Raw genomic sequence first — 23,466 nt, forward strand, 5'->3', positions numbered from 1 at the left:
GACGCGGAAAAGCCCCCCGGGGACGGATCCTCGAGGGGCTGTGCGCGGCGGCGGAGGGTCAGCCGGCGGCCATCTGGCCGAGCGTCGCCTTCGCCTGGTAGCTCTGGCCGTTGCGGACGTAGGTCAGCTCGACCGCGGCGTTCGCGGCCTGCGCGCGGACCTGCGCGGTGAGGTCGGACGCGCTCGTGATCGGAGTGCTGTCGATCGCGGTGATGATGTCGCCCTTGGCGAGACCGGCCGCCTGCGCGGCACCGCCTCCGGAGACCTCCTCGATGCGGGCGCCGAGGACGTCCGCGGTCGAGTCGGAGACGCTCGCGCCGAGCAGGCCGTGCGAGGCGGAGCCGTTCGCGATGATCTCCTTCGCGATGCGCTCGGCGATCGCGCTGGGGATCGCGAATCCGACTCCGATGTTGCCGGACTGGCCGCTCGAGGAGGACTGGCCGGCGCTCGCGATCGCGACGTTCACGCCGATCAGCTCGCCGTCGCTGTCGAGCAGCGCGCCGCCGGAGTTGCCCGGGTTGATCGCCGCGTCGGTCTGGATGACGGGCAGCGAGATGGTGCTCTTCGCCTGGGTCGGCGCCTGCTGGCCCGGGATGTCGAAGTTGAACGGACTCTCGGTGCCGCCGCTCGAGCTGTCGCCCGAGTCGTCCGGAGCCGCCGAGGAGGCGACCTGGATGCTGCGGTTGAGCGCGCTGACGATGCCGTCGGTCACGGTTCCGGAGAGGCCGAGCGGGGCGCCGATGGCGACCGCCGTGTCGCCGACGTTGATCTTGGTGGAGTCCGCGAACGTCATCGGGCTGAGGTCGGTCGCGCCGGTCAGCTTGATGACGGCGAGGTCGAGGGTCGGGTCGGTGCCGACGACGGTCGCGTCGAAGATCCGGCCGTCGCTGGTCGTGACCGAGACGGTGCCGTTTGCGATCTCGCCGTCGAGGGTGACCACGTGGGTGTTGGTCAGGACGTAGCCGTCCTTCGAGAGCACGATGCCGGAGCCGGTGCCGGCGGACGAGCTGCCGCTCACCGCGATGGTGACGACGCTCGGAGTGGCCTTGGCGGCGACCGCGGTGGCGGTCGTCGCGTCCTCGGCGTTGTTGACCGTGATCGTCTGCGAGCCGCCGGCGGAGACCACGCGGGTCCCGCCGCCGTTGGAGGCGGACCAGAGGCCGAACACGCCGGCTCCCGCGACTCCGCCCACGACCGCGCCGATGGCGAGCGCCGCGACGACGCCCACTCCGGCTCGGCGCTTCGTGGCGGTGGGGGCGGGGGTGTACTCGGCGCCCGGGCCGAAGGGGCTCGAGGAGGGCGGCTCCTCGGAGCCGTGCAGGGTGTTCGCCGCGGGCGGCGCGTACTGCCCGTAGCGGGCCGGCTGGGAGACGGGCTGCGCCTCGTTGCCGGCCGTCGCGTTCGGCGTGTACGGCGGCTGGGTGGCCGAGGAGGAGGGGTGGGGGACGGTCGGGTTCTCGCTCTCGCGGTGCGCTCCGCCCCGGTGGATCGGCTCGGTGGGCCCGGTGGTCGAGGACGACGCTCCGGAGCTCTCGCCGGGGGTGCGCTCGGTCGCCTCTCGGGCGCCGGACTCCGTCGGCGTGGTGGGTTCCTCCGGCTGACGAGGACCCTCGTGACTCTCGGTCATGGGTGCTGCTCCTTCCAAGCGTGGATAGCTTGGCGATCGTACCTGGGGGTTTCTTATGACGGGCCTGCGAGCGGGAAATGAAACCGGCCGGACTGCTCGAGCGGGCACACTGGGCACGTGAGCATTCCCGGATCCTGGTCGCGCGCCGCGGCGGGCGCCGGCCTCCTCGGCCCCGGTGGCGAGGTCGCCGCCACCGTCTTCAGCGAGATGAGCGCGCTCGCCCTGCGCACCGGAGCGGTGAACCTCGGCCAGGGCTTCCCGGACGAGGACGGCCCGCGCGAGATCCTCGACGCCGCGCGCGACGCCATCGCGTCCGGGCTCAACCAGTACCCGCCGGGTCCCGGCTTCCCCGTCCTGCGCGAGGCGATCGCCGCGCACCGGCTGCGCTTCTCCGGGATCTCCCTCGACCCCGACGGCGAGGTCCTCGTCACCACGGGCGCCACCGAGGCCCTGGCCGCGGCTCTGCTGGCCCTGCTCGAGCCGGGCGACGAGGTCGTCACCTTCACTCCCCACTACGACGCCTACGGAGCCCTGATCGCCCTCGCCGGAGGGGTGCATCGCACCGTGCTCCTGCGCGGCCCCTCCTTCGCGGTCGACCACGACGAGCTGACCGCCGCGGTGAGCGACCGCACGCGCGTCATCCTGGTGAACGACCCGCACAACCCGACCGGTGCCGTCCTCCCGGCCGAGACCCGCGAGCTGATCGTGCGGCTCGCCGAGCGGCACGACGCCGTGATCCTGACGGACGAGGTCTACGAGCACCTTCGCTTCGACACCCCGCACGTCCCGCTGGCCTCCCTTCCCGGAGCCTTCGAGCGGACGCTGTCCGTCTCCTCGGCGGGCAAGACCTTCAGCACCACGGGCTGGAAGATCGGCTGGGTGACGGGCCCGCGCGAGCTGATCACGGCCGTCCTCGCCGTGAAGCAGTTCCTCACCTACGTCAGCGGCTCGCCGTTCCAGGGGGCCGTCGCCCTCGGGCTCGGGCTCCCGGACGCCTTCTTCACCGGCGCGGCGCAGACTCTTGCCGCCAAAAAGGACCTGCTGTCGACGGGCCTGGCTGCTGCGGGCTTCGGCGTCGCGCCCTCCTCGGGCGGCTACTTCGTCGTCGCGGACGCGGCACCGCTCGGCTACGACGACGGGGTCGAGCTCTGCCGAGCGCTCCCGGATCTCGCGGGAGTGGTGGCGGTGCCCGTGTCGGCGTTCTGCCGCCCCGAGGACGCCGCTCCCTACCGCTCGCTCGTCCGCTTCGCCTTCTGCAAGCGGTTCGAGGTGCTGGAGACCGCGGTCGCGGGCCTCGCCCGCATGGCGCGCTGAGGAGCCGGCCTCAGCGGATTCGGTCGGATGCCCGGCGCCGTCGGGCTGGGGGCGGCGGTCAGAGCGGCAGCACCCGGAAGCGCCGCAGCGCCAGAGCGGGGTTCTTCGCGCGCGCCGCGTCGATCCGCTCGCGCGAGACCCAGGCGACGGCGACATCCTCGACCTCGCCGAGGGTGACGGTCTCGACGCCCATCGGATCGACGATCATGCTCGTGCCGACCCCGATCGGCGGGGTCTGGTCGGCTGCGACGAGGTACACCGTGTTCTCGAGCGCGCGGGCGGTGACCAGCGTCCGCCAGTGCGCCTCCTTGAGCGGGCCGCGCACCCACTCGGCCGGTGCCGCGATGACGTCGACCCCGGCGTCGACCAGCCAGCGGCTGACCTCCGGGAAGCGCAGGTCGTAGCAGGTCTGCAGCCCGACGACGAGGCCGCCGACCTCGAACGTCTCGGGTGCGGCGATCTCCCCCGCGGCGACCCACTCCGACTCGGTCTGGCCGAAGGCGTCGTACAGGTGCAGCTTGCGGTAGCGGGCCACGAGCGCGCCCTCGGGGTCGAGCGCGACGAGCGTGTTCGCGATGCGGCGCCCGTCCACCGCCTCGACCATGCCCGCCACGAGGTGGATCCGGAGCTCGCGCGCGAGGGCCGCGAGAGCCGTGACGAACGGGCCGCCGAGCGCCTCGCCCGCCGCGACCAGATCGGGCCCGAGCGGATCGGTGAAGGCGGAGCTGTACTCCGGCAGCACCACCAGGCTCGCGCCGCGCTCGGCGGCGATCCGGGCCAGGCGCCCGATCGTCGCGATGTTCGCCTCCCGGTCCGTCGAGGGGGCGAACTGCGCCACGGCCATGCCGACGGCGCCGGTCATCAGCTCGGCGGGTAGAGGAAGAGGGCGACCTGGGAGGCCGGGATGGTGCGCTTGTGGTACGCGTGGTCGTTGCCCCAGTTGTACTCCTCGAGCGAGACGGTGCCGTCGGAGTTGACGGCCTGCACGTACGCGACGTGGTTGCCGGTGAACCAGGCGACCGCGCCGGGGACGGGCGTGCTGCTGGTCACCCAGCCGTGGGAGGCCCACTGGCCGGCCCACGCGTAGGCGCTGCCCCCGCCCGGGGTCATGTTGCCCCAGGTCCACTTGAAGGGTGCGCTCGTCGAGCCCTGGTCGCGGTTGATCCGCCACGCGACGAAGTCGACGCACTCGCGGTAGTAGTACCGCAGCGGCGAGAGGCCGCCGCCCTGGTCGTCGGTGAGCTGGTCGCGCCAGGGGTAGTCGTCGCCCTCCTCGCGGGGCGTGACCGAGGTGCTGGTGCCGCCGCTGCCTGCGGCGGCGCCGTCCGCGCCGGTCGTGCCTGCCGCGGCCTGCGCCTCCTGGGCGAGGCGGGCGGTCTCGGCGTCGCGGGCGGCCTGCTCGGCGGCGGCGAGCGCGCGCGCCTGGGCGGCCGCCTCGTCGAGCTGGGCCTGGGTCGGTGCGGTGAAGGAGTCGCGGATGACCTGCTCCTGGACCGCGGTCGGCGCGACGGTGAGCTTCTGGTTGCCGAGCGCCTGCACGCGGGCGGCGGCCTCGACGGCGGCCTGCGAATCGGGTGCCGGGTCGAAGGAGTAGGCGGGGAGCGCGGAGACCGCCACGAGGCCCGCGATGGCGGCGAGGGCGACCGTGCTGACGGTCGCGCGGAAGACACGGCCCCGGCGGCGGCGCACGGGGCGGACGGGCGTGAGGACCGGAGTGGCGACGCGTGCCGCGGGCAGCGCGTGCGGCGCCTGCCGCGGGCTCCGCCGGGTCGGGCGGTCGCCGAGCCCCTCGTTCGAGCCGTCGTCCCCGCGTTCGTCCCTCACAGCAGCACCCCTCGCATCGGGGTCGAGCCTAACGTGCGGGCCGGTCCGGCACACGCGTCGGCGCGGAGCGTCGGGAGGCCGGTCCGCGGATGCGGGTCGCGCGAGACCGGCTCGCGGTCGGCGGCGCCGCAGGCGGATCCGACGGTGACGCGGACGGGCGACCGGAGTAGCGTCCGGAGCGGAGCGGGCGCGACGGTGCGGCCGCGGGACGGAGGACGGCGATGATCCGGAGCGAGAGGGCCTTCAGCGGCTTCAGCGTGGACGACGTGGAGGCGGCGCGGGCCTTCTACGGCGGAGTGCTCGGGCTCGAGGTCGAGCTGAACGCGATGGGGATCCTCGACATCCGGCTGCCGGGCGGAGGCCGCGCGATCGCGTACCCGAAGCCGGACCACGAGCCGGCGTCGTTCACGATCCTGAACTTCTCGGTGGAGGACGTCGACGTGGCGGTCGCCGAGCTGCACGCGGCAGGCGTCACCACGGCGATCTACGACGACCCGTCGCTGCCGACCGATGCGGACGGAGTGATGCGCGGCCACGGGCCGACGATCTGCTGGTTCCGCGATCCGGCGGGCAACGTGCTGAGCGTGATCGAGGGCGACTGAGGTCTCCGCCCGCCCACTGTCAGCCGCGGGCAGCACGTCCGCGACCCGTGTTAACGACGAAAGCCGGCCCTTCTCAGGACCGGCTTTCGCTTTCTTGTTGCGGGGGCAGGATTTGAACCTACGACCTCTGGGTTATGAGCCCAGCGAGCTACCGAACTGCTCCACCCCGCGGCACAAGAAGAAACATTACACGCGTTCCGGCGCCGATGCAAATCGACGCGGCGGTGGGAGCGGGCTCCGGTCTCAGGCGGGCTTGGCGGCGCGCAGCACGGCGCTCCCGTCCACGCTCAGCCCGACCGCCGTCAGGGCGGCTGCGAGCTCGGACGAGGTGCGCGACCAGGTGCGGACGTCGGCGCCGACGGGAGCGGACGACGACGGGGCGACGAGCACCGCTCCGCCGGGGGCGACGAACCACTCCACCAGCCGCGCCCACTCCTCCAGGTCGGGGAGCCACGAGACGACGCCGGCGCTGCAGAGCACGACGTCGAACGAGTCGGGCTCCGGCAGCATGTGCCGCAGCTCGTAGAGGTTCGCGCTGACGAAGCGGGCGGAGCCGGCGAGGTCCCTGTCCGCGGCGGCGGCGCGTGCTCGGCGCACCGCGGGCATCGAGAAGTCGACGCCCACCACGCGGGCGCCGCGCTCGGCGAGCTCGAGCGCGTCGAGCCCGTCGCCCGAGCCGAGCTGGAGGATCCTCGGCCCGGGGTCGAGGAGCGCCGCGGTGACGAGCTCCGGGTGGAGCGCACCCTCGCCGGTGCGCTCCTCCCAGTACGTGCGGTTCAGCTCGAGCCACTCCCCCGAGCGGAGGTGCTCGCCGCGGTCGACCTGCACCATGCGGGCTACTGGCCGCCCTCGGCCTGCAGCGCCCGCGAGAGCGCCTCGGTCAGCTGCTCGTCCGCCGCCGCGAAGGCGGTGAGGTCGCCCGCCTTGAGGGCGTTCTCGCGAGCCGTGAGTGCGTCCCGCGCGTCGTTCAGCGCCTGCTGCAGCGCCGTCTGGTCGCCCGAGGCCGGCGTGGAGCCGGTGCCGCCGGTCGTGCCGCCCGCGTCGCCTCCGGTGTCGCCGCCCGAGGTGCCGGTGCCGGCGTCCGGAGTCGTCGGCGTGCCGGTGTCGCCCGCGTCGGCTCCCGAGTCGCCGCCGAAGAGGCTGTCGAGGGCCGCGTCGAGGGTGTCCTCGAAGGCGATGTCGTCACCGAACGCGACCAGCACCTTCTGCAGGAGCGGGAAGCTCGTGTCTCCGTTGGAGCGCACGTAGATCGGCTGGACGTAGAGCAGGCCGCCGCCGACCGGCAGCGTGAGCAGGTTGCCCCTCGTGACGGTGGTGTCGCCGCGGGAGAGGATGTTCAGCTCGTTCGCGACCGTCGGGTCGGTGGTGAACGCGTTCTGCACCTGGCCGGGGCCGGGCACCGTGTCGTCCTTCGGCAGCTCGAGCAGGCGGAGCGTGCCGTAGCCGTCGGCCACGGAGCCCGCCGTCGAGCCGGCGTCGGAGTCGGCCACGAGGTAGCCGGTCAGCACGTTGCGGCTGGCCTGCGCGCCCTGGACGCTCGCCGGGATGTACGTCGAGTAGAGCGAGTACGACGGCACGTCCTGATCCGGCGTCTGCAGCGTCAGGTAGTACGGAGGCTGCAGGCTGGTGCCGGTCGCGGCGGCCGTGGTCGCGGCTCCGCTCGTCGGGTCGTTCGGCGTCGCCCAGGCGTCCTCGCGGGAGTAGAAGGAGCCCGCGTCGGTGACGTGGTAGGTGCCGAGGACCGCGCGCTGGACCTTGAAGAGGTCCTCCGGGTACCGGACGTGGCTGAGCAGCTCGCCCGACATGTCGCTCACGGGCTTCACCGTGGTCGGGAAGATCTTCTGCCAGGTCTGCAGGATCGGGTCCTCGGTGTCCCACGCGTAGAGCGTGACGCTGCCGTCGTACGCGTCGACGGTCGCCTTCACCGAGTTGCGGATGTAGTTGACGTCGTCGGTCGGGAACTGCTGCTGCGTGTTCGTGTCGGCGATCGCCTGCGAGAGGCTCTGCACCTCCGAGTACGGGTAGTCGGCCGAGGTGGTGTACCCGTCGACGACCCACTTCACGCGGCCGTCGACGACGGTCGGGTAGGCGTCGGAGTCGAGCTTGAGGTACGGCGCGACCTTCTGGACGCGCTGCACGGGATCGCGGTCGTAGAGGATCTGCGAGTCGTCGTTCACGCCGTCCGAGAGGAAGATCTGCTCGGACTGGAACTTGATCGCGTAGACGAGCTTCTTGAAGACGTTGTCGAGAGCGGGGCCGCCCTCGCCGTCGAAGGTCGTGTAGGTCTGCTGCGCGCCGTCGGTGCCCGAGGGGTAGTCGAGCTCGATGTCGCGCGAGTCGTTGCCGCCCACGATCGAGTACGGCGGGGAGTTCTCGCCGAAGTAGATCCGCGGCTCGTAGTCGCCGAGGTCGCCCGTCGTCGGGACACCGGACTCGATGAACACCGGCTCTCCGTCGGCCGAGCGCTGGTTGCCGTACGCGGCGACCAGGCCGTAGCCGTGTGTGTAGACCAGCGTCTGGTTGTACCAGGTCTGGTTGGTGCCGAGGCCGTTGAGGTTCAGCTCGCGGACGCCGACCACGGCGTCCTGCGTCGATCCGTCGATGGAGTAGCGGTCGACGTCGAGCGCGTTCTGCGTGTCGCCGAACTTGTAGTACTGGCGGAACTGCTGCAGCTGCGAGAACGCGTCGGTGACGACGGCGGGGTCGAGGATGCGGATGTTCGCGGTGGTCTCGGCGTCCGAGCGCAGGGCGCCCGGCTCCGCGTCGGTGGTCGCGTCGTAGGGGATGACGTCGACGTCGCTGACGCCGTAGGCCTGGCGCGTCATGTCGATGTTGTTCTGGATGAAGGGCTGCTCGAGCGTGCGCTCGTTGGGCTCGACCTGGAACTTCTGCACGATCCACGGGTAGAGGGAGCCGACGAGCAGGCTCGACACGATCAGCAGCGCGGTGCCGATGACCGGGAAGCGCCAGCGGCCGATGAAGGCGGTGACGACGAAGAGGATCGCGACCAGCGCCGCGATGCCGGCCAGGATCTGCAGGCCCGGGATCGTCGCGTTGACGGTGGAGTAGGTGGCGCCGGTGATGCGGGGCCCCTGCTGCGCGAGCGTCGCGTACTGGTCGAGCCAGAGGCTGACCGCCTGCACGGCGAGGTAGAGGGCGGCGATGACCGCCAGCTGGATGCGCGAGGCCTTCGAGATGCGGATCTCGCGGCCGTTCACCCGGATCGCTCCGTAGAGGTAGCCGGTGGCGAGGGTCGCGAACGCCGAGATCAGCAGGACCGCCGACGCGAAGCCGACGATGCTCTGGTAGAAGGGCAGCTCGAAGAGGTAGAACGACGTGTCGAGGCCGAACTGCGGATCCGTGGTGCCCGAGGGCGTGCGGTTCCAGAAGGTGAGGCTCGTCTGCCAGCGGGTGGCGGAGGAGACGCCGGCGAAGAGGCCGAGCACCGCGGGGATCCCGAAGGTGGCCAGGCGCCGCAGCGGCTCCACGACCTGCTGGTAGCGGTCGATCTGCGAGTTGAGCTTCGCGTAGACCGGCCGGAGGCGGTAAGCCAGCATCAGGCTGATGAACACCGGCACCGCCATGGCGACGAAGCCGATGACGAAGAGACCGCCCGCCGCCGCCCACTGCGTCGTGAGCACGGAGAGGAAGCCGAGCTGGTCGTACCAGAGGATGTCGGTGTACAGACCGGCGAAGACGAAGAACGCCACCACCAGGACGGCCACCACCACGACAGTGACGGCGAGGACGCTCCGTCTCTTCCGCGGCGGGGTTTCGGTTGCTGTGGAACTCACGTGAGGGCCTCTTGCTGTCGAGATGTGAGGGGAGGCCACCCATGCTATGCGACGGCTGTCCGGCTCACCTGGGCGTCGACCCGGGGTCGGCGGGCGGGATCAGTCGAGGGGAGCGGCGGTGCTGCAGTCCGGCAGCCCGGAGGTGTCGCCCGCGGCGATGCCCTTCAGTGCGGCGAGGGCGTCGTCGAGGGTCGAGACCGCGAGCACGTCGAGCCCGTCGGGGACGTGGCCGACGACCTCGTTGCAGTTGGTCGCGGGGGCGAGGAAGTACTCGGCTCCGGCGCCCTCCGCCCCGTAGAGCTTCTGGCGGATCCCGCCGATGGCGCCGACCTCGCCGGCCGCGTCGATCGTGCCGGTCCCGGCGACGCTCCGCCCGCCGTTGAGCTCGCCCTCGGTGAGCTTGTCGATGATCCCGAGGGCGAACATCATGCCCGCGCTCGGCCCGCCCACGTCGTCCAGCTGGATGTCGACCTCGAACGGGAAGTCGAAGGCCGCTCCGGGGAGGACGCCGATGACGGCGGCGCCGTTCGAGTCGCACGGCGTGACCTCCACCTCCTGCCGGACGCCCTCGCGCTCGATGCTGACCTGCACCGGGGAGCCGGTGCCGAGGGTCTGCAGGGTCGCGCGCAGGGCGGTCGCGTCGGCGACAGGGGTGCCCGCGACCGCGAGGATCTCGTCCCCCGCCTCCAGGACGCCCTCGGCCGGGGAGCCCTCGGGCACCTGCACGACCGAGACGCGCTGCTCGACGGGGTAGCCGAGCTCGGTGAGCGCGGCGGCGATCGCCTCCTGCTGGGAGTCGGTCATCTCGGCCTGGTTCGCCTCGTCGCGCTCCTCGACCGTGGAGGAGGGAGGGAAGATCGCGTCGACCGGGACGACCGCCTTGGTCCTGTCGAACCAGGCGCTCGCGACCTCGACCCAGGTGGGCAGGCTCTGCGGGTTGCCGACGACCGACACGGTGAGCATGTCGAGCGTGCCGGCCGTGGGGTAGGTGGTGCGGTCCGGGATCGAGATGAGGGGCACGTCCTTGCTGCTGCCCAGGGTGTCGAACACTGGGCCGGGCTGCTCGATCACGTAGGGGGCGGGCGCGACGCCCAGACCGACCACGACGGCGACACCCGAGAGGAGGACGACCGGTCCGACCCACGGGCGGCGCGAGGAGGAGGAGGAGGGGCGCGGGTCGTCGGAGAACAGCGACACGGGGGCCTTTCTGGCAACGGGTGGAGCGGCTCCGCCGGGATGTTCGCGGCGGGCGGAAGCGGGCTGGGCCCGAGCGGTGCTCTGCACGCCGAGGCCCCGGGCGCTCGGGCTAACGTAGCTTGCACGACTGGGAGTCGCGCCGGAACCGGCGCCCTGTGCAGGGCCGCGGAGGCGGTGCGGCGACCGGATTCACGTGAGCGACGGAGGGCTGATCCCGATGGCCGATGGCGACAGTGCGGACCGAGCGGGCGGCGGCTCCGAGGACGAGTTCCGGGAGATGCTGCGGCAGTTCCTCTCGGGGAACGGCCCGGTCGACCCCTCGCAGCTCGCCGGAGCGGCGGGACTGCCGAACGACCCGGTGGCCCTGCAGAACCTGCTCTCGCAGCTGCAGAGCGCGATGCAGCAGAACGGCGACGGCGGCGTCAACTGGACGCTCTCGCTCGAGCAGGCGAAGCAGCTCGCGCGCGCCGAGTCCGCGCCGGTGTCCGACTCCGTGCGGGCTCCGATCGACGCGGCCTTCGGCGTCGCCGCGCTCTGGCTCGACGAGGTCGCGTACGTCTCCGAGCTGAGCCGCACGCCGCGCTCGATCAGCCGCCTCGAGTGGATCTCCCTGACGATGCCGGTCTGGACCCAGCTCGCCGAGCCGGTGGCGCTGAGCATCTCGGACGCGCTGACCCGCGTGCTCCGCGAGCAGGCCCCGGAGGAGATGCAGGCGATGATCGCCGGTGCCGAGGGCATGATGCGCGGGATCGGCGGCACCCTGTTCGCCCTGCAGCTGGGCCAGGTCGTCGGGCAGCTCGCCGCCGAGGTCGTCTCGGGCGGCGACATCGGCATCCCGCTGCTGGAGGAGAACGACGCGGCGATCCTGCCGCAGAACGTCGCCGCGTTCGGCGAGGGCCTCGACATCCCGCTGGACCAGGTGCAGCTGTACCTGGCGGTCCGCGAGCTCGCGCACGCCCGCCTCTTCCGGCACGGCAAGTGGCTCCGTCTCGCTCTCATCTCGCAGATCACCGACTTCGCGCGCGGGATCAGCATCGACACCACCCGCCTCGAGGAGCTGGCCGAGGGCTTCGACCCGTCGAACCCCGAGGAGCTCCGCGACGCGATGACCTCCGGCGCGCTCATCCCGCCGAAGACGGAGGAGCAGCTCGCCGCGCACGGCCGCCTCGAGACCGTCCTCGCCCTCATCGAGGGGTGGGTCGACGTCGTCACCGCGGCGGCGACCACCCGCCTGCCCAGCGCCGGGGCGATCGCCGAGACGGTCCGCCGCCGCCGCGCCTCCGGCGGCCCGGCCGAATCCGCCTTCGCGACCCTCGTCGGCCTGGAGCTGCGCCCGCGCCGCCTCCGCGAGGCCGCCGCGATGTGGCAGGCCGTGACCGACGCCGTCGGGCCCGAGGCCCGCGACTCCCTCTGGTCGCACCCCGACCTGCTCCCCGGCTCGGAGGACCTGGACGACCCGAGCGCGCTCGTCGCCCGGCTCACGGCCGAGGCCCGCGGCGAGACCCCGGAGCCCGACGAGATGGACCGCGCGCTGGAGGACCTGCTGAACGGCACGATGCCGCGCGAGGGCGACGGCGCCTCCGGAGACGCTCCGGACACGACCGACGACGCCGGCTCGCCGGACGACGACGACCGCGGCTCCTCCCCCACGGGCGACCGCCCCGTCTGACCCCCCGTCCGGCGCCCGCCTGTGGACAACTCGCGCGGCGCCGGGCCGGTCTCGGCCATGATCGCCGGATGGTGCTCCGGCTCGATCCCCGACTCCCCCTGCTCTGGCGCTCCGCGACCGCGGTGCAGCTCGGCCTCGACCGGCCGCACGCGGTCCTGGACGGCGTCGGCTACCCGGAGGAGCTGCTGCTCGACGCCCTCCGCGTGGGCACCAGCGCCGGCACCGTCCGCCTGATCGCGGCGCGCGCCGGAGCGAGCGAGGCGCGGGTCGACGAGGTGCTCGAGGCGCTCCGGCCGGTCCTGCTGCGCAGCGTCGAGCCAGGCCCTGCCCCGGCACCGCGGGTCGTCGTCGAGGGGACGGGCGCGGCACCGGACGCACTGCGCACGCTGCTCCGGAGCGAGGGCTGCTCGCTGCTCGCCGACGTCGGAACGCCGGACCTCGCCGTGCTGATCGCCGACTTCGCGGTCGCCCCCGCCCGCGCCGCGCACTGGCTCGCGGCCGACGTGCCGCACCTGGCGGTGGTGTTCGGCGACGAATCGGTGCGCCTCGGACCCCTGGTGGAGCCGGGAGCCGGACCGTGCCTGCACTGCGCCGAGCGGGACCGGATGGATCTCGACCCGGATCGTGCGCGCCTCGTGATCCAGGTGCTCGGCCGCACGGCCCCCACCCGCACGCCGCTCGCGAGCGCCGCGATCGCCGTGGCGGCCGCCGACGCCGCGCTGCGGCGGCTGCTCGCGGGCTGGCGAGGGCTCCGCGGGGCCGAGCGGGTCTACAGCGACGCCTCCGGAGCGTTCACCGTGCGGGAGCGGGAGCCGCACCCCGAGTGCGCGTGCCGAGCTCTTCGAGGAAGCGCGACGGCTCCCTCCGCGTGACGCGGCCGACCGTCGAGCGCGCCCACGAGAGGCGCAGGCGCCGGCGGGCCCGGGTGATGCCGACGTAGAGGAGGCGCCGCTCCTCGTCGATCGCCTCGAGGCCGGCGGCGTACGAGATCGGCAGCAGGCCCTCGGCGAGCCCCATCAGGTGCACCGACTCCCACTCGAGGCCCTTCGCCGAGTGCAGCGTGGCGAGGGTGACCGCGCCGCGGTCCGGCTCGTGGTGCACCTGCTGGCGTGCGATCAGGTCGTCGGTGAACTGGCGGAAGGTCCATCCGGCAGGGGCCTCGTCGACGAGGCGGGCCAGCGTGTCCAGCGACTCCCACCGGTCGCGCACCGCACCGGGCGCCGACGGGGGCTCGGCGCTCCAGCCGAGCGAGCGGAGGACGTCGCTCACCGACTTGAACAGCGGCTCGCCGCTGATCGACACGGACGCCGCGCGCAGCTGCATCACGGCCTGCTTCACCTCGGGCAGGTCGAAGAAGCGCTTGCCGCCGCGCATGTGCGCGCTCACTCCACGCTCGTGCAGGGCGTGCTCGATGACCGCCGACTGGCTGTTGGTGCGGAAGAGGACCGCGATGTCGGAGGGGCGCACCCCCGCCTCGATGTCGGCCGCGACCCGCGCCGCGATCCCGCGCGCCTCCGCGATGTCGTCCGGGTAGGCGTCGATCGCGGGCTCCGGCGCCTCGGCGGCGGCGACGGCGTGGAGCGAGAGGGCGCCGGGCCTGCCCCGCATGAGGCGGTTCGCGGTCTGCACGATCGGCACGGCCGAGCGGTAGTTCTCCTCCAGGCGCACCACGGTGGCGGCCGGCCAGCGGGACGGGAAGTCGAGGAGGTAGTCGGCCCGCGCACCCGCGAAGGAGTAGATGGTCTGGCTGGCGTCGCCGACGACGCAGAGGTCGCTCCGGTCGCCGAGCCAGAGCTCCAGGAGCCGCTGCTGCAGCGGCGAGACGTCCTGGTACTCGTCGACGACGAAGAAGCGGTACTGCTCGCGCACCTGCATCGCCATCGCGGGCTCGGACTCGAGCATCCCGGCGGTCACGAGCAGGACGTCCTCGAAGTCGATCTGGCGGCGCTGGTCCTTCAGCCCCTCGTACTCGTCCACGAGCGCGACCGTCTGCTCCAGGGTGAGCCGTCCGGGCAGGGGGCGCGTGCGGGCGGCGACGGCGTACTGCTCGAGCGAGAGGGCGGACACCTTCCGCCACTCGATCTCGGCCGAGAGGTCGCGGAGCGTCGCCGTGTCGAGCTTCAGGCGGAGCCGCTCGGCCGCGTGCCCGAGCAGGCGGGCCTTGCCGTCGAGCAGCTGCGGCATCGTGCCCCCCACCAGCTGCGGCCAGAAGTAGCCGAGCTGCGAGAGAGCCGCTGCGTGGAACGTGCGGGCCTGGACGCCCCCGGCGCCGAGCACCCGCAGGCGCGAGCGCAGCTCGGCCGCGGCGCGGCTGGTGAAGGTCAGTGCCATGACGCGACCGGGCGTGTAGACGCCGGTCGCCACTCCGTGCGCGATGCGGTGCGTGATCGTCCGGGTCTTGCCGGTGCCCGCTCCCGCGAGGACGCAGACCGGCCCCAGCAGCGCCTCCGCAGCCTCGCGCTGCCCCTCGTCGAGTCCGTCGAGCAGGGTCACGCGATCGGGCCGTTCTCCAGCTCGCCTCCGTACCAGTCCTCGATCATCGCGCGGGCGATGGACGAGCGGCCGGGCAGCAGCACGGACTCGAGCGAGTCGTGCAGCTGCTGCCGGGTGAACCAGCGCAGCTCGACGATCTCCTCGCCGTCCGGGAGCAGATCCTCCGGGGACTGGTCCTCGGCGAGGCGGGCGGTGAAGCCGACCATGAGGGAGGCGGGGAAGGGCCAGGGCTGCGAGCCGAGGTACTGCGGGTCGACGACGCGCATGCCCGACTCCTCGCCGATCTCGCGGATCACGGCGGCCTCGAGCGACTCGCCCGGCTCGACGAAGCCGGCGAGCAGGGAGAAGCGGCCGGTGCCCCACATCGCGTTCGAGCCGAGGAGGAGGCGGTCGTCCGCGTCGAGGACGCAGACGATGATCGCCGGATCCGTGCGCGGGAAGACCTGGCTGCCGTCGGTGGGCGAGCGGCGGACCCAGCCGCCCTGCTCGACGACGGTCGGGTCGCCGTTGCGGGGCGAGTAGCCGTGCGAGGCGTGCCAGTTCGCGATGGCGAGAGCCTCGGTGAACAGGCCCGCGTCGCGGTCGCTCAGGCGCTCGGCGATCGGGCGCAGGCCGCTCCACCGCTCCTCGTCGGGCTCGAGCTCGGCGGCGGCCGCGTCGGTGAGGACGGTCGCGATGACGGGGGTTCCGACCGGCTCGCCGGGGGCCTCGGCGAGCGTGCGGCCGAGGTAGATCCGGAGGGTTCCGGCGGTCACGTCCTCGGGGCGGCGCAGGAGGAGGCGGTCGGCCTCGACCAGAGTCCGGTCGTGGTGCAGGACGAGCACGCGGGTGGCGGGATCGGCGAGCAGCTCGTCGAAGAGCGCGGGCCGCGAGCGTCCGACGCCGTCGCGGTCGGCCGCCTGTCGCGAGAGCGGGAGGCGATCGGCGAAGGGCAGTGACATCCGGGGCTCATTTCGTGACGGGGGCCGCGAGGACCGCTGTCGCGGGCCTTCGACGGCATCGGCAGGACAGCGCGTGGTGGCGGGCCGGCCGGGCACGAGCCGCCTACCCTGGAAACCATGGCCAGATCCCATCTCACTCTAGCCGCGCTGGCCACCTCGGCCGTCGAGGGCCTCGACGTCCGCTCCGCGCGCCCCTTCACCTCCTCGACGCACGGCGACTTCGACTCCGCCCTGCTGACGACGCGCGAGGGCGCCCGCCTCGTCGTGCGCGTGCCCACGTCCGCGCTCGCGGAGCAGGAGCAGCTCGGCGACCTCGTCGCGCTCCGGGCGCTGACCGCCGGCATCCGCAGCCGCCTGCCCTTCGATCTGCAGGAGAGCGTCGGGCAGACGCCGTTCGACGGCACCCGCGCGGTCGTCTACGAGTACCTCGAGGGAGATCGCGTCCTCATCGACGACGTGGCCGCGCAGAGCGGGCTCGCGGACTCGATCGGCCGGGCCGTCGGGGCGATCCATTCGCTCCCGGTGTCCTTCGTCCAGGAGGCGGGCCTGCCGATCGCGACCGCGCGCGACAGCGTGAACGAGACGGTCGCGGTGATCGAGCGCGCGGCCGACACCGGCCACGTCCCGGCGGCGCTCGTCGCGCGCTGGGAGTCGGCCTCCTCCGACGAGGCGCTCTGGCAGTTCGACTCGACCGTGGTGAACGGCTCGATGACCGCCGACTCCTTCCTCCGCTCGGGCGACGTCGTCGCGGCCGTGCTCGGCTGGGCGGCGCTGCGGGTCGGCGACCCGGCGCGCGACCTGCACTGGCTGCTGAGCGCCCCGGGCTCCGAGACGGCGCTCTCCGCCTACTCCCGGATGCGCGCGGGAGCAGTGGACCGCACGATCCGCCAGCGCGCCCAGCTCTACGCCGAACTCGAACTCGCCCGCTGGCTGCTGCACGGCACCGAGACCGACGACTCCGCCATCGTGGACGACGCGGTCGCCATGCTCGACACGCTGGTCGACAGCGTGCTCGGCGACCTCTCCGCGCCCCTCTCGACCGACACCGGCCCGGTGCTGGCGGTCTCGGAGGTCGAGGAGCTGCTCAACCGCACGCCGGGAGCCCGCACGGGCTCCTCCGCTCACGGCCGCGGGCTCGCTCCCGTCGCCGAGGAGAGCGACTCCGCGAGCTCGCGCTCGGAGTAGAACCGCTCGGGCCGCAGCACGAGGTCGTCGGCGACGAAATAGAACACGGCGTCGACGCTCTCGAGCGGCACCCCCCGCCAGCGCGAGTAGGCGAGCCGGTACAGCGCGAGCTGGAACTGCTTGAGCTCGAGGTCGGCGGCGTCCTTCGGCGCTCGCCCGGTCTTCCAGTCGACGATCTGCACGCCGTCCTCCGTCGGGTACACCGCGTCGAGCTTGCAGACGACGACGTGGCCGGCGAGCTGGAGGTGGATCTCGATCTCGACCGCCTCCGGGCGCCGGTCGGCCCACTCCGAGCGCTCGAACGTGGCGATCAGGGCGTCGAGCCGCTCCTGCTCGACGGACGCGGGGCCGGCGTCGTCGAGCTCGTCGGGGAAGGTGTCGACCGCCTCCGCCCCGCCCTGGACGCCGAAGCGGTTCTCGACCCAGGAGTGGAACGTCGTGCCGAGCCGGGTCTGCCGATAGGGGCGCTCCGGCATCGGCCGGCGCAGCTGCGCCGCGACCTCGTCCGGCGTGCTGACGATGTCCTTGAACCGGGAGGCGGGGATGCGGGTGGGCAGCGGCGTGCGCTCGCCCCCGGCCAGCCGCACCGCCCGCTCGGCGAGCAGCAGGCGGATGTCGTCGCCGCGCGCCCCGAGCAGAGCGGGCTCGGCGCTGCGGACCCGGGCGGCGGCGGCGCGGACCCGGTCGCCGCGGGAGCCGAGCGGATCGTGGGGCCAGCGGAACGTGCGCGGGGCCCGCTCGAGCGGGTTCTCCTCGTTCGCGGGCTCGGTCGGCAGCGGCGGGATCGTGCCGGCCTCCTCGAGGTCGCGGAGGAAGACGCCCGGTCCGCGCGGCTTGGCCTGGCCGGCCCACCACGAGCCGCTGAGCAGGAGGTGGTGACGCGCCCGCGTGACGGCCACGTAGGCGAGACGCCGCTCCTCCGCCTCGTTGCGCTCGCGGAGGGTGTCGCCGAACGCTCCGATCGCGTCGACGACCTCCTTCTGCGTGCTGCAGCCGCGCCAGGCGAGATCGGGGAGCTCGGCGGCGTCGCCGCGGAACGCGTAGGGCATCGCGCCCAGTCTGACCCACCCGCGGAAGCCCTCGACCGGCGTGCCGGGGAGCTCGCCGTCGACCATCCGCGGGACGGCGACGAGGTCCCACTCCAGACCCTTGGAGCCGTGGATCGTCAGCAGCTGCACCGTCCCCGGCTCCGGGTCCTCCGGTCGCGGGGCCAGGCCGTCGCGCTTGTCCGCGAGGACGAGCCAGCGGAGGAATCCGCGGAGGGAGGAGCCGGTGCCGGCGCCGCGGTCGTCCGTCTGCAGGTACCCGGCCACCGCCTCGCGGAAGGCCTCGAGGTTGGCGCGGCCGTCCCCGCGCGACTCGTTCGCCTCGACCTCGATGTCCAGGCCCAGCTCCTGCTCGACCAGGGTGACGAAGTCGAGGAGGTCGAGCCCGGCCCGGGCGCGCAGCCGGGCGAACAGGGTGCCCGCCTCGTGCAGGCGCCGCAGGCCCTCGGCGCTGAACCCGCCGAGCGCGGAGTGGTCGATGCGCCCGTCGTCGCCGGGGCGGCGCGCCGCGATGAAGTCGAGGGCCTCGACGATCGAGCCGCCCTCTCCCTCGGTGACGGAGGCGCGCATCCGCTCGCGCACCTCCTCCGGAAACAGCCTGTGCGCGTGGTCGCGCGCCGCGAGCCACGAGGCGAGGTCGCGCAGCGCCTTGAGATCGCGGACGCCCAGACGCCAGCGGGCGCCGGCCAGGAGGCGGACGAGCTCGCTGCCGGCGGCCGGGTCCTCGACCACGGTGAGCGCGGCGACGAGGTCGGCGATCTCGGGCTGCCGCAACAGGCCCCCGATGCCGAGGATGTGGTACCGGACGCCGTGCTTCGCCAGCGCGGCGGCGAAGCGGTCCATGTGCGCGCGCACCCGGAAGAGCACCGCGGCCGACGGCGGCTCGGCGCTCTGGCGCAGGCGCCCGGCGAACCAGGCGGCGACGTCGTCCGCCTCCTCCTCGATCGTCTCGGGGAAGGTGAGCTCGACCGGGTGCTCGGAGGCCTGCGGACCCGCGCTCAGCGTGTCGACCGCGACCGCGCTCCCCGCCGACAGCGGCTCCACGATCGCGTTCGCGGCGGTCAGCACGCGGCGGCCGTTGCGCCAGCTCGTGCTGAGGGAGAAGCGGCCCGCTCCCCCGAAATCGGTGCCGAAGCGGCCGAGCCCCTCGGCGCTCGCACCGCGCCAGCCGTAGATCGACTGGTGCGGGTCGCCCACGGCCATCACTCCCTGCCCGGCGAAGAGCCGCGAGAGGAGGCGGGTCTGCAGCACGGAGGTGTCCTGGTACTCGTCGAGGAGCACCACCCGGTACCTCGCGCGGTGCTCGTCCACGATCCGCGGCACCCGGTCGACGATCCGTAGCGCGAGGGCCACCTGGTCCGAGAACTCGACGAAGCCGCGCTCGGCCTTCGCCTCCTGGAACCGCTCGGCGAGCGCCGTCAGCACCGGCAGCGCGCCCACGGCCTGCAGCGCCTTCTCGAGCTCGCGGTAGAGCCCCGAGCCGCTGCCTCCGCGCGGCAGCTCGCCCAGGCGGAGGAAGTCCTCGGCGAACGCGGCGACCGCGGCCGGATCGGCGAGGTTGTCGGCGAGGTCGTGCGCGAGCGAGACGACGAGGTCGGTCAGCCGGTCGATGCCCGCCTCCACCTCGAGGATGCGCGGATCGGCCGTGTCGGCCACGACTCCCCGCGCGAGATGCCAGGCGGAGGCCTCGGAGAGCACGGTCGCGTCCCCCTCGCGGCCGATCAGGGCCGCGTTGTCGCGGAAGATCGTGTTCGCGAAGGCGTTGTAGGTCGAGACGGTGGCGGCCTCGAACGGGTCGGGCGCCGACTGCCCGGGCGCGAGCGGGAGCAGGCCCGCCGCGCCGAGCTGGTCGATCCTCCGCCCGATGCGCTCGCCGAGCTCGGCCGCCGCCTTGCGGGTGAAGGTGAGGCCGAGCACCTCCGACGGCGCCGCGTGGCCGTTCGCGAGGAGCCAGAGGACGCGGTTCGCCATCGTCTCGGTCTTGCCGCTGCCTGCACCGGCGACCACCAGGGCAGGCTCGAGCGGCGCCTCGATGACGGCGCGCTGCTCGGCGGTGGGCGGGCGCAGGTCGAGGCGCTCGGCGATGGTCAGGGCGTCGATCACGGCAGCTCCTCCTCGGAGACGGCGGAGGGGTCGGGGTCGGCGGGGCCGGAAGGATCGGCCGGCGCATCGGGACCCGGCTCCTCGGAGTCCTCCAGGTCCTCTGTCTCGTCGACCTCGTCGATCGCCAGGAGTCCGTCCCCCGGGACCTCGGGCACCGCGTGGATGCGGTACCGCAGGGCGTCGCCGGGGGAGAACGGGGTCGCGTCGAGCAGGCCCGAGAAGCCCGCCGCCGCCATGCCCAGGGCCGCGGCGCGGACGCGATCGCGCAGCCGCTCCAGCTCCTCCTCGCCGAAGCGCTCCTGGACCACCTCGCGGTACGGCTTCCCGCGCACGCCCGTCGCCACGAAGAGCAGCTTCGCGCCTCCCCCGTCGGCCGGGTCGGCCGCCTCGATCGCCCCTTCGGCGACGGCGAGCTGATAGCTGCCCAGCTGCGCGTGCTCGGCGATGTCGTCCTTGCGGGGGGTGCTGCGGCCCGTCTTGAGATCGACGATCGTGACGGAGCCGTCGGGCGCGCGCTCGACGCGGTCGATCGAGCCCCGCACCCGGGCGGGCGGGACGTCGAGCTCGAACTGCTGCTCGCGGCCGAGCACCACGCCTCCCCCGCGCTCGAAGTCGGCGAGGTAGCCCGCGAGGCCGTCGATCAGCCGCCGTGTGACGCGCTTCTGCCGCTCCCCCAGCCAGGGCGACTCGAAGACCAGCTCGGGCCACCGCGACTCGAGAGCCGCCCACAGCTCCTGCGGATCGGGCCGCTCGGCGTTCTCGAGGACCCAGTGCACGAGGGTGCCGACCCCCATCGCCGTGCTCGTCGTGGAGCCGGAGACGGCGTCGACGAACCAGTCCAGAGGGGACCGCTCGAAGGCCTCGAGGCGGCTCGGCGAGACGGAGACGGGACGCTCGGGGTCGCCGACGTCGAAGAGCGGCTCCGTGGTCGAGGGCTCGAGCACCCCGGACCAGGAGGAGGGGTCGGCGCCGGGGACCTCCGCGAGCGCCAGGGCGCTGAGCCCTCGGATGGCGGCGGGAGCCTCGGTCGAGTCCGGTGTGGTGGCGGTCCGGCGCAGCGCCGCCACCGCCCCGCGCAGCGTGAGCGGCACCGCGGAGGCCGGATCGAGCCGCGGCGCGTCCGGCGGGGTGAGCCGGAAGAAGAGGGAGGGCGTCTCGTCCTCGCCCGCGACGGCGCTGAGCACCAGCTGCCGCCGGGCGCGCGAGGCGGCCAGGGCGAACATCCGGAGCTCGTCGTCGAGAGTGGCCTTGCGGGCGTCGAGCGGCAGTCCGCCCTCGCCGCGGGCGTGCCGCAGCAGGCCGTCCGGATCGAGCAGCGAGCCGCGCTGGCGGAGGTTGGGCCAGACGCCGTCCTGCAGTCGCGCCACCACCACGACGTCGAACTCGAGGCCGACGACGGAGGAGGGCGTGCCGATGAGGACCGCGTCCTCGACGGAGCGCGGAGCGAGCGTGTCCTCGGGGACCTCCGCCTCGAGGATCTCGGTGACGAAGCCGACCGCGGAGTGCCCGGTCGCCCGCTCCACGAACCGGCGCGCGGCGCTGAAGAGGGCGACCACGCCGTCGAGGTTGCGGTTGGCCTCGGCGGCGGTCAGGCCGGTGCCGAGGGCGAGCTCGCGCCAGGAGGACGCGACGCGGCTGGACTCCCACGCCGACCACAGGAGCTCCTCGATCGAGCCCCCCTCCTCGTGCAGGCGGCGGACCCGGTCGATCGTCACGGCCAGCCGCTCGGCCTGCCGGGCGGGAGCGGAGTCGATGGTCGCGAATCGGCCGGGCGCGGCGAGGGCCTCGACCAGCAGCGGGTCGCTCGCGCGGATGCCGCCGCCGGCCAGCTCCTCCGCCCGGAGCGCGAGCCGGAGCCTGCGCAGCCCCAGCCGGTCGACCCCGCCGAACGGGCCGAGCAGCAGCTCCGCCGCGAGCTCCGCTTCGAGGGGCCGCTCGCCGATCGCGACGCCGACCAGCACGAGCAGCGCCCGGGCCGCGTGATCGTCGCGCAGCGCCCGTCCGGCGAGCACGGAGCGGGTCGGCACCTCCGCCACCGCGAGCGCCTTCACCAGCGGCTGGACCGCGGCTCCGGAGCGGACGACGACCGCCATCCGCCGCCACGCCACTCCGTCGCGCAGCCGCCGCTCGCGCAGCAGCCGCGCCACCGTCGCCGCCTCGCGCGCCGCCGTCGGGGCGTGCAGCACCAGGACGGGTGCCGGGCCCGCCTCGGGGGCCGGAGCCGCGACCGCCGCCCGCTGCCGGCCGGCCGCCGCGGTGCCGATCCGCTCGGTGGCCGCCGACACGACCGCCCGCAGCGCGGCCGAGTGGCGGTGCACGCGCGCGAGCACCAGCGTCTCGACGTCGGACGCGCCGATGCTCGTGGCGAACCGGCCGAGCGTGTCGGAGGCCGCGCCGCGGTAGGCGCTGGTCGCCACGTCCGGGTCGCCCAGCGCGATCACGGTCACCCCGCGCTCCGTCAGCGCGCGCAGCAGCACGAGCGTCGACTCGCTCGCCTCCTGGAGGTCGTCGACGACGACGAGGCGCAGCGCGTCGATCCGCTCGCCGCCCTCGCCGGCGCGGATCGCCTCGGCCGCGTAGGCCGCGAACTCCGCCGCGTCCAGACGGGTGCCCGCCTGGGGCGCCATCCACTCGACCACCTCGCGCAGCTCGTCGAGCACGTCGGCCGCCGCGCTCCACTCCCCTCGCTCGGCGTCGACCCCGAGGGCGCGGATCGCGTCCGAGTCGAGCCCGTGCTCGGTCGCCCGCATCCCGAACTCGCGGAGCTCGGTCCGGAAGCTCCGCAGCCGCAGCACCTCGGGGCTGAACTCCTCCGGCCACCGCGGGCCGGTCCCCTCCTCGAGGTGGCCCTCGACGAGCTCCGACAGGAGTGCGTCCTGCTCGCCGCCGGTCAGGAGGGTCGGCCGCTCGAGGCCGCGCTCCTTGGCGGAGGAGGTGACCGCCTCGAACGCGAGCGAGGTCGCGGTCCGGGCGAGCGGGCCCCGGGTCGGCACTCCCAGCCGCAGGGCGAGCACGTCGCGCAGGGCGGTGGCGGCGGTGCGGCTGGCCGCGAGCACCACGACCGACTCGGGCGGGTACCCCCGCCCGAGGACGCGCTCGGCGACCAGCTCGACGACCGTCGCGGTCTTGCCCGTCCCCGGCGCCCCGAGCACGGCGGCGCTGCGGCCCTCGGGCAGCGCGAGCACCGCGCGCTGGGAGTCGTCCAGCACGACCGCGGGCTCGCCCGGGAGAGCCTCGCCGACGGAGGCTGCGGTGGAGGGAGCGGGGGTCGCGGGAGCGGTCACACGACCACGGTAGCCACCGGGTCCGACACTCCCGCCCGTCCCCGCCGGGAGCCCCGGCCGCCCGCTCCGCTCACCGCGAAACCGGCGCGGTCGTCCGAGCGCGGTCCCGTATCCTGACACCCTCGTCCCCTCCCGAAAGGCACTGCTGGTGGAAATCCGTATTGGAATGGTCAACACCCCGCGCGAGCTCAACTTCGAGTCGTCGATGTCCGTGACCGAGGTCGAGAAGACGGTGACCACCGCTCTCGAGGCCGGCACCGCCGTCCTCCGCCTCCGCGACGAGAAGGGCAAGATCTACATCGTCCCGACCGCCACCATCGCCTTCGTCGAGGTCGGCTCCGAGGAGTCGCGCCGCGTCGGCTTCGTCGCCTAGAGCGTCCCGGGCGG

The 23,466-nt window shown here is 73.8% G+C and carries 16 protein-coding genes and 1 tRNA gene; 6 read left to right on the plus strand and 11 right to left on the minus strand.

Translation table 11 applies throughout. The features are described from left to right. Positions 1-58: 58 nt before the first annotated feature. On the minus strand, positions 59-1,627 hold the full coding sequence (locus C5C44_RS07030) for a S1C family serine protease (protein ID WP_104335583.1): 1,569 nt from the start codon (positions 1,625-1,627) through the stop codon (positions 59-61). A 117-nt stretch (positions 1,628-1,744) separates the two neighbouring features. On the opposite strand from C5C44_RS07030, the gene C5C44_RS07035 reads away from it, so the two are divergent. Next, positions 1,745-2,941 (plus strand): aminotransferase class I/II-fold pyridoxal phosphate-dependent enzyme, encoded by a 1,197-nt coding sequence (locus C5C44_RS07035; protein ID WP_104335584.1) that lies wholly within the window; start codon positions 1,745-1,747, stop codon positions 2,939-2,941. Positions 2,942-2,999: 58 nt separating this feature from the next. Here the strand turns inward: C5C44_RS07035 and C5C44_RS07040 are convergent, their stop codons facing one another. Then, positions 3,000-3,803: a carbon-nitrogen hydrolase family protein gene (locus C5C44_RS07040; protein WP_104335585.1), complete on the minus strand. Its 804-nt coding sequence runs from the start codon at positions 3,801-3,803 to the stop codon at positions 3,000-3,002. After that, the gene (locus C5C44_RS07045; RefSeq protein WP_104262670.1) at positions 3,803-4,765 is read right to left on the minus strand and encodes a CHAP domain-containing protein; all 963 of its coding nucleotides are present in this window, start codon (positions 4,763-4,765) and stop codon (positions 3,803-3,805) included. The genes C5C44_RS07040 and C5C44_RS07045 overlap by 1 nt, the downstream gene beginning before the upstream one ends. Before the next feature lie 221 nt (positions 4,766-4,986). On the opposite strand from C5C44_RS07045, the gene C5C44_RS07050 reads away from it, so the two are divergent. Then, entirely contained in the window at positions 4,987-5,367 is a 381-nt protein-coding gene (locus C5C44_RS07050; RefSeq protein ID WP_104308148.1) for a VOC family protein, read from the plus strand. 97 nt (positions 5,368-5,464) lie between these two features. Here the strand turns inward: C5C44_RS07050 and C5C44_RS07055 are convergent. The 4 genes from C5C44_RS07055 to C5C44_RS07070 all read right to left on the minus strand — a co-directional run bounded on the left by C5C44_RS07055 (position 5,465) and on the right by C5C44_RS07070 (position 10,358). Continuing rightward, a tRNA-Met gene (locus C5C44_RS07055) sits at positions 5,465-5,538 on the minus strand. A 72-nt stretch (positions 5,539-5,610) separates the two neighbouring features. Next, positions 5,611-6,198, minus strand: coding sequence for a bifunctional 2-polyprenyl-6-hydroxyphenol methylase/3-demethylubiquinol 3-O-methyltransferase UbiG (locus tag C5C44_RS07060; protein WP_104335587.1), 588 nt, complete (start codon positions 6,196-6,198; stop codon positions 5,611-5,613). A 5-nt stretch (positions 6,199-6,203) separates the two neighbouring features. Beyond that, positions 6,204-9,161: a UPF0182 family protein gene (locus C5C44_RS07065; RefSeq protein WP_181132755.1), complete on the minus strand. Its 2,958-nt coding sequence runs from the start codon at positions 9,159-9,161 to the stop codon at positions 6,204-6,206. 99 nt (positions 9,162-9,260) lie between these two features. Then, positions 9,261-10,358: a PDZ domain-containing protein gene (locus tag C5C44_RS07070; RefSeq protein ID WP_104335588.1), complete on the minus strand. Its 1,098-nt coding sequence runs from the start codon at positions 10,356-10,358 to the stop codon at positions 9,261-9,263. Positions 10,359-10,575: 217 nt separating this feature from the next. On the opposite strand from C5C44_RS07070, the gene C5C44_RS07075 reads away from it, so the two are divergent. Then, positions 10,576-12,027 (plus strand): zinc-dependent metalloprotease, encoded by a 1,452-nt coding sequence (locus C5C44_RS07075; RefSeq protein ID WP_104238192.1) that lies wholly within the window; start codon positions 10,576-10,578, stop codon positions 12,025-12,027. Positions 12,028-12,095: 68 nt separating this feature from the next. After that, entirely contained in the window at positions 12,096-12,899 is an 804-nt protein-coding gene (locus C5C44_RS07080) for a hypothetical protein (RefSeq protein ID WP_104335589.1), read from the plus strand. Here the strand turns inward: C5C44_RS07080 and C5C44_RS07085 are convergent. Both C5C44_RS07085 and nudC read right to left on the minus strand, forming a co-directional pair. After that, positions 12,820-14,520, minus strand: coding sequence for an ATP-dependent helicase (locus C5C44_RS07085; RefSeq protein ID WP_104224836.1), 1,701 nt, complete (start codon positions 14,518-14,520; stop codon positions 12,820-12,822). The genes C5C44_RS07080 and C5C44_RS07085 overlap by 80 nt on opposite strands. After that, a complete protein-coding gene (nudC, locus tag C5C44_RS07090) occupies positions 14,517-15,461 on the minus strand; it encodes an NAD(+) diphosphatase (RefSeq protein WP_104233180.1) in 945 nt (314 codons plus the stop codon). The genes C5C44_RS07085 and nudC overlap by 4 nt, the downstream gene beginning before the upstream one ends. 117 nt (positions 15,462-15,578) lie before the next feature. Here nudC and C5C44_RS07095 point away from each other — a divergent pair, with 117 nt between their 5' ends. Next, positions 15,579-16,646, plus strand: a complete 1,068-nt coding sequence (locus C5C44_RS07095) for a phosphotransferase (RefSeq protein ID WP_104335590.1) — start codon at positions 15,579-15,581, stop codon at positions 16,644-16,646. On the opposite strand, the gene C5C44_RS07100 is transcribed toward C5C44_RS07095, so the two are convergent. Both C5C44_RS07100 and C5C44_RS07105 read right to left on the minus strand, forming a co-directional pair. Beyond that, a complete protein-coding gene (locus C5C44_RS07100; protein ID WP_104335591.1) occupies positions 16,583-19,795 on the minus strand; it encodes an ATP-dependent DNA helicase in 3,213 nt (1,070 codons plus the stop codon). The two genes, C5C44_RS07095 and C5C44_RS07100, sit on opposite strands and share 64 nt — an antisense overlap. Then, the gene (locus tag C5C44_RS07105) at positions 19,792-23,079 is read right to left on the minus strand and encodes a UrvD/REP family ATP-dependent DNA helicase (protein WP_104335592.1); all 3,288 of its coding nucleotides are present in this window, start codon (positions 23,077-23,079) and stop codon (positions 19,792-19,794) included. The genes C5C44_RS07100 and C5C44_RS07105 overlap by 4 nt, the downstream gene beginning before the upstream one ends. A 148-nt stretch (positions 23,080-23,227) precedes the next feature. On the opposite strand from C5C44_RS07105, the gene C5C44_RS07110 reads away from it, so the two are divergent. Beyond that, positions 23,228-23,452: a DUF3107 domain-containing protein gene (locus tag C5C44_RS07110; protein ID WP_104224841.1), complete on the plus strand. Its 225-nt coding sequence runs from the start codon at positions 23,228-23,230 to the stop codon at positions 23,450-23,452. Positions 23,453-23,466: the final 14 nt, after the last annotated feature.

Source organism: Rathayibacter sp. AY1F6 (assembly GCF_002932035.1).
GTDB lineage: Bacteria > Actinomycetota > Actinomycetes > Actinomycetales > Microbacteriaceae > Rathayibacter.

Coding starts and splice junctions, on each gene's coding strand:
- C5C44_RS07030 (WP_104335583.1), bottom strand. CDS start 1,627: ATGACCGAGAGTCACGAGGGTCCTCGTCAGCCGGAGGAACCCACCACG.
- C5C44_RS07040 (WP_104335585.1), bottom strand. CDS start 3,803: ATGACCGGCGCCGTCGGCATGGCCGTGGCGCAGTTCGCCCCCTCGACG.
- C5C44_RS07050 (WP_104308148.1), top strand. CDS start 4,987: ATGATCCGGAGCGAGAGGGCCTTCAGCGGCTTCAGCGTGGACGACGTG.
- C5C44_RS07060 (WP_104335587.1), bottom strand. CDS start 6,198: ATGGTGCAGGTCGACCGCGGCGAGCACCTCCGCTCGGGGGAGTGGCTC.
- C5C44_RS07075 (WP_104238192.1), top strand. CDS start 10,576: ATGGCCGATGGCGACAGTGCGGACCGAGCGGGCGGCGGCTCCGAGGAC.
- C5C44_RS07080 (WP_104335589.1), top strand. CDS start 12,096: ATGGTGCTCCGGCTCGATCCCCGACTCCCCCTGCTCTGGCGCTCCGCG.
- nudC (WP_104233180.1), bottom strand. CDS start 15,461: ATGTCACTGCCCTTCGCCGATCGCCTCCCGCTCTCGCGACAGGCGGCC.
- C5C44_RS07095 (WP_104335590.1), top strand. CDS start 15,579: ATGGCCAGATCCCATCTCACTCTAGCCGCGCTGGCCACCTCGGCCGTC.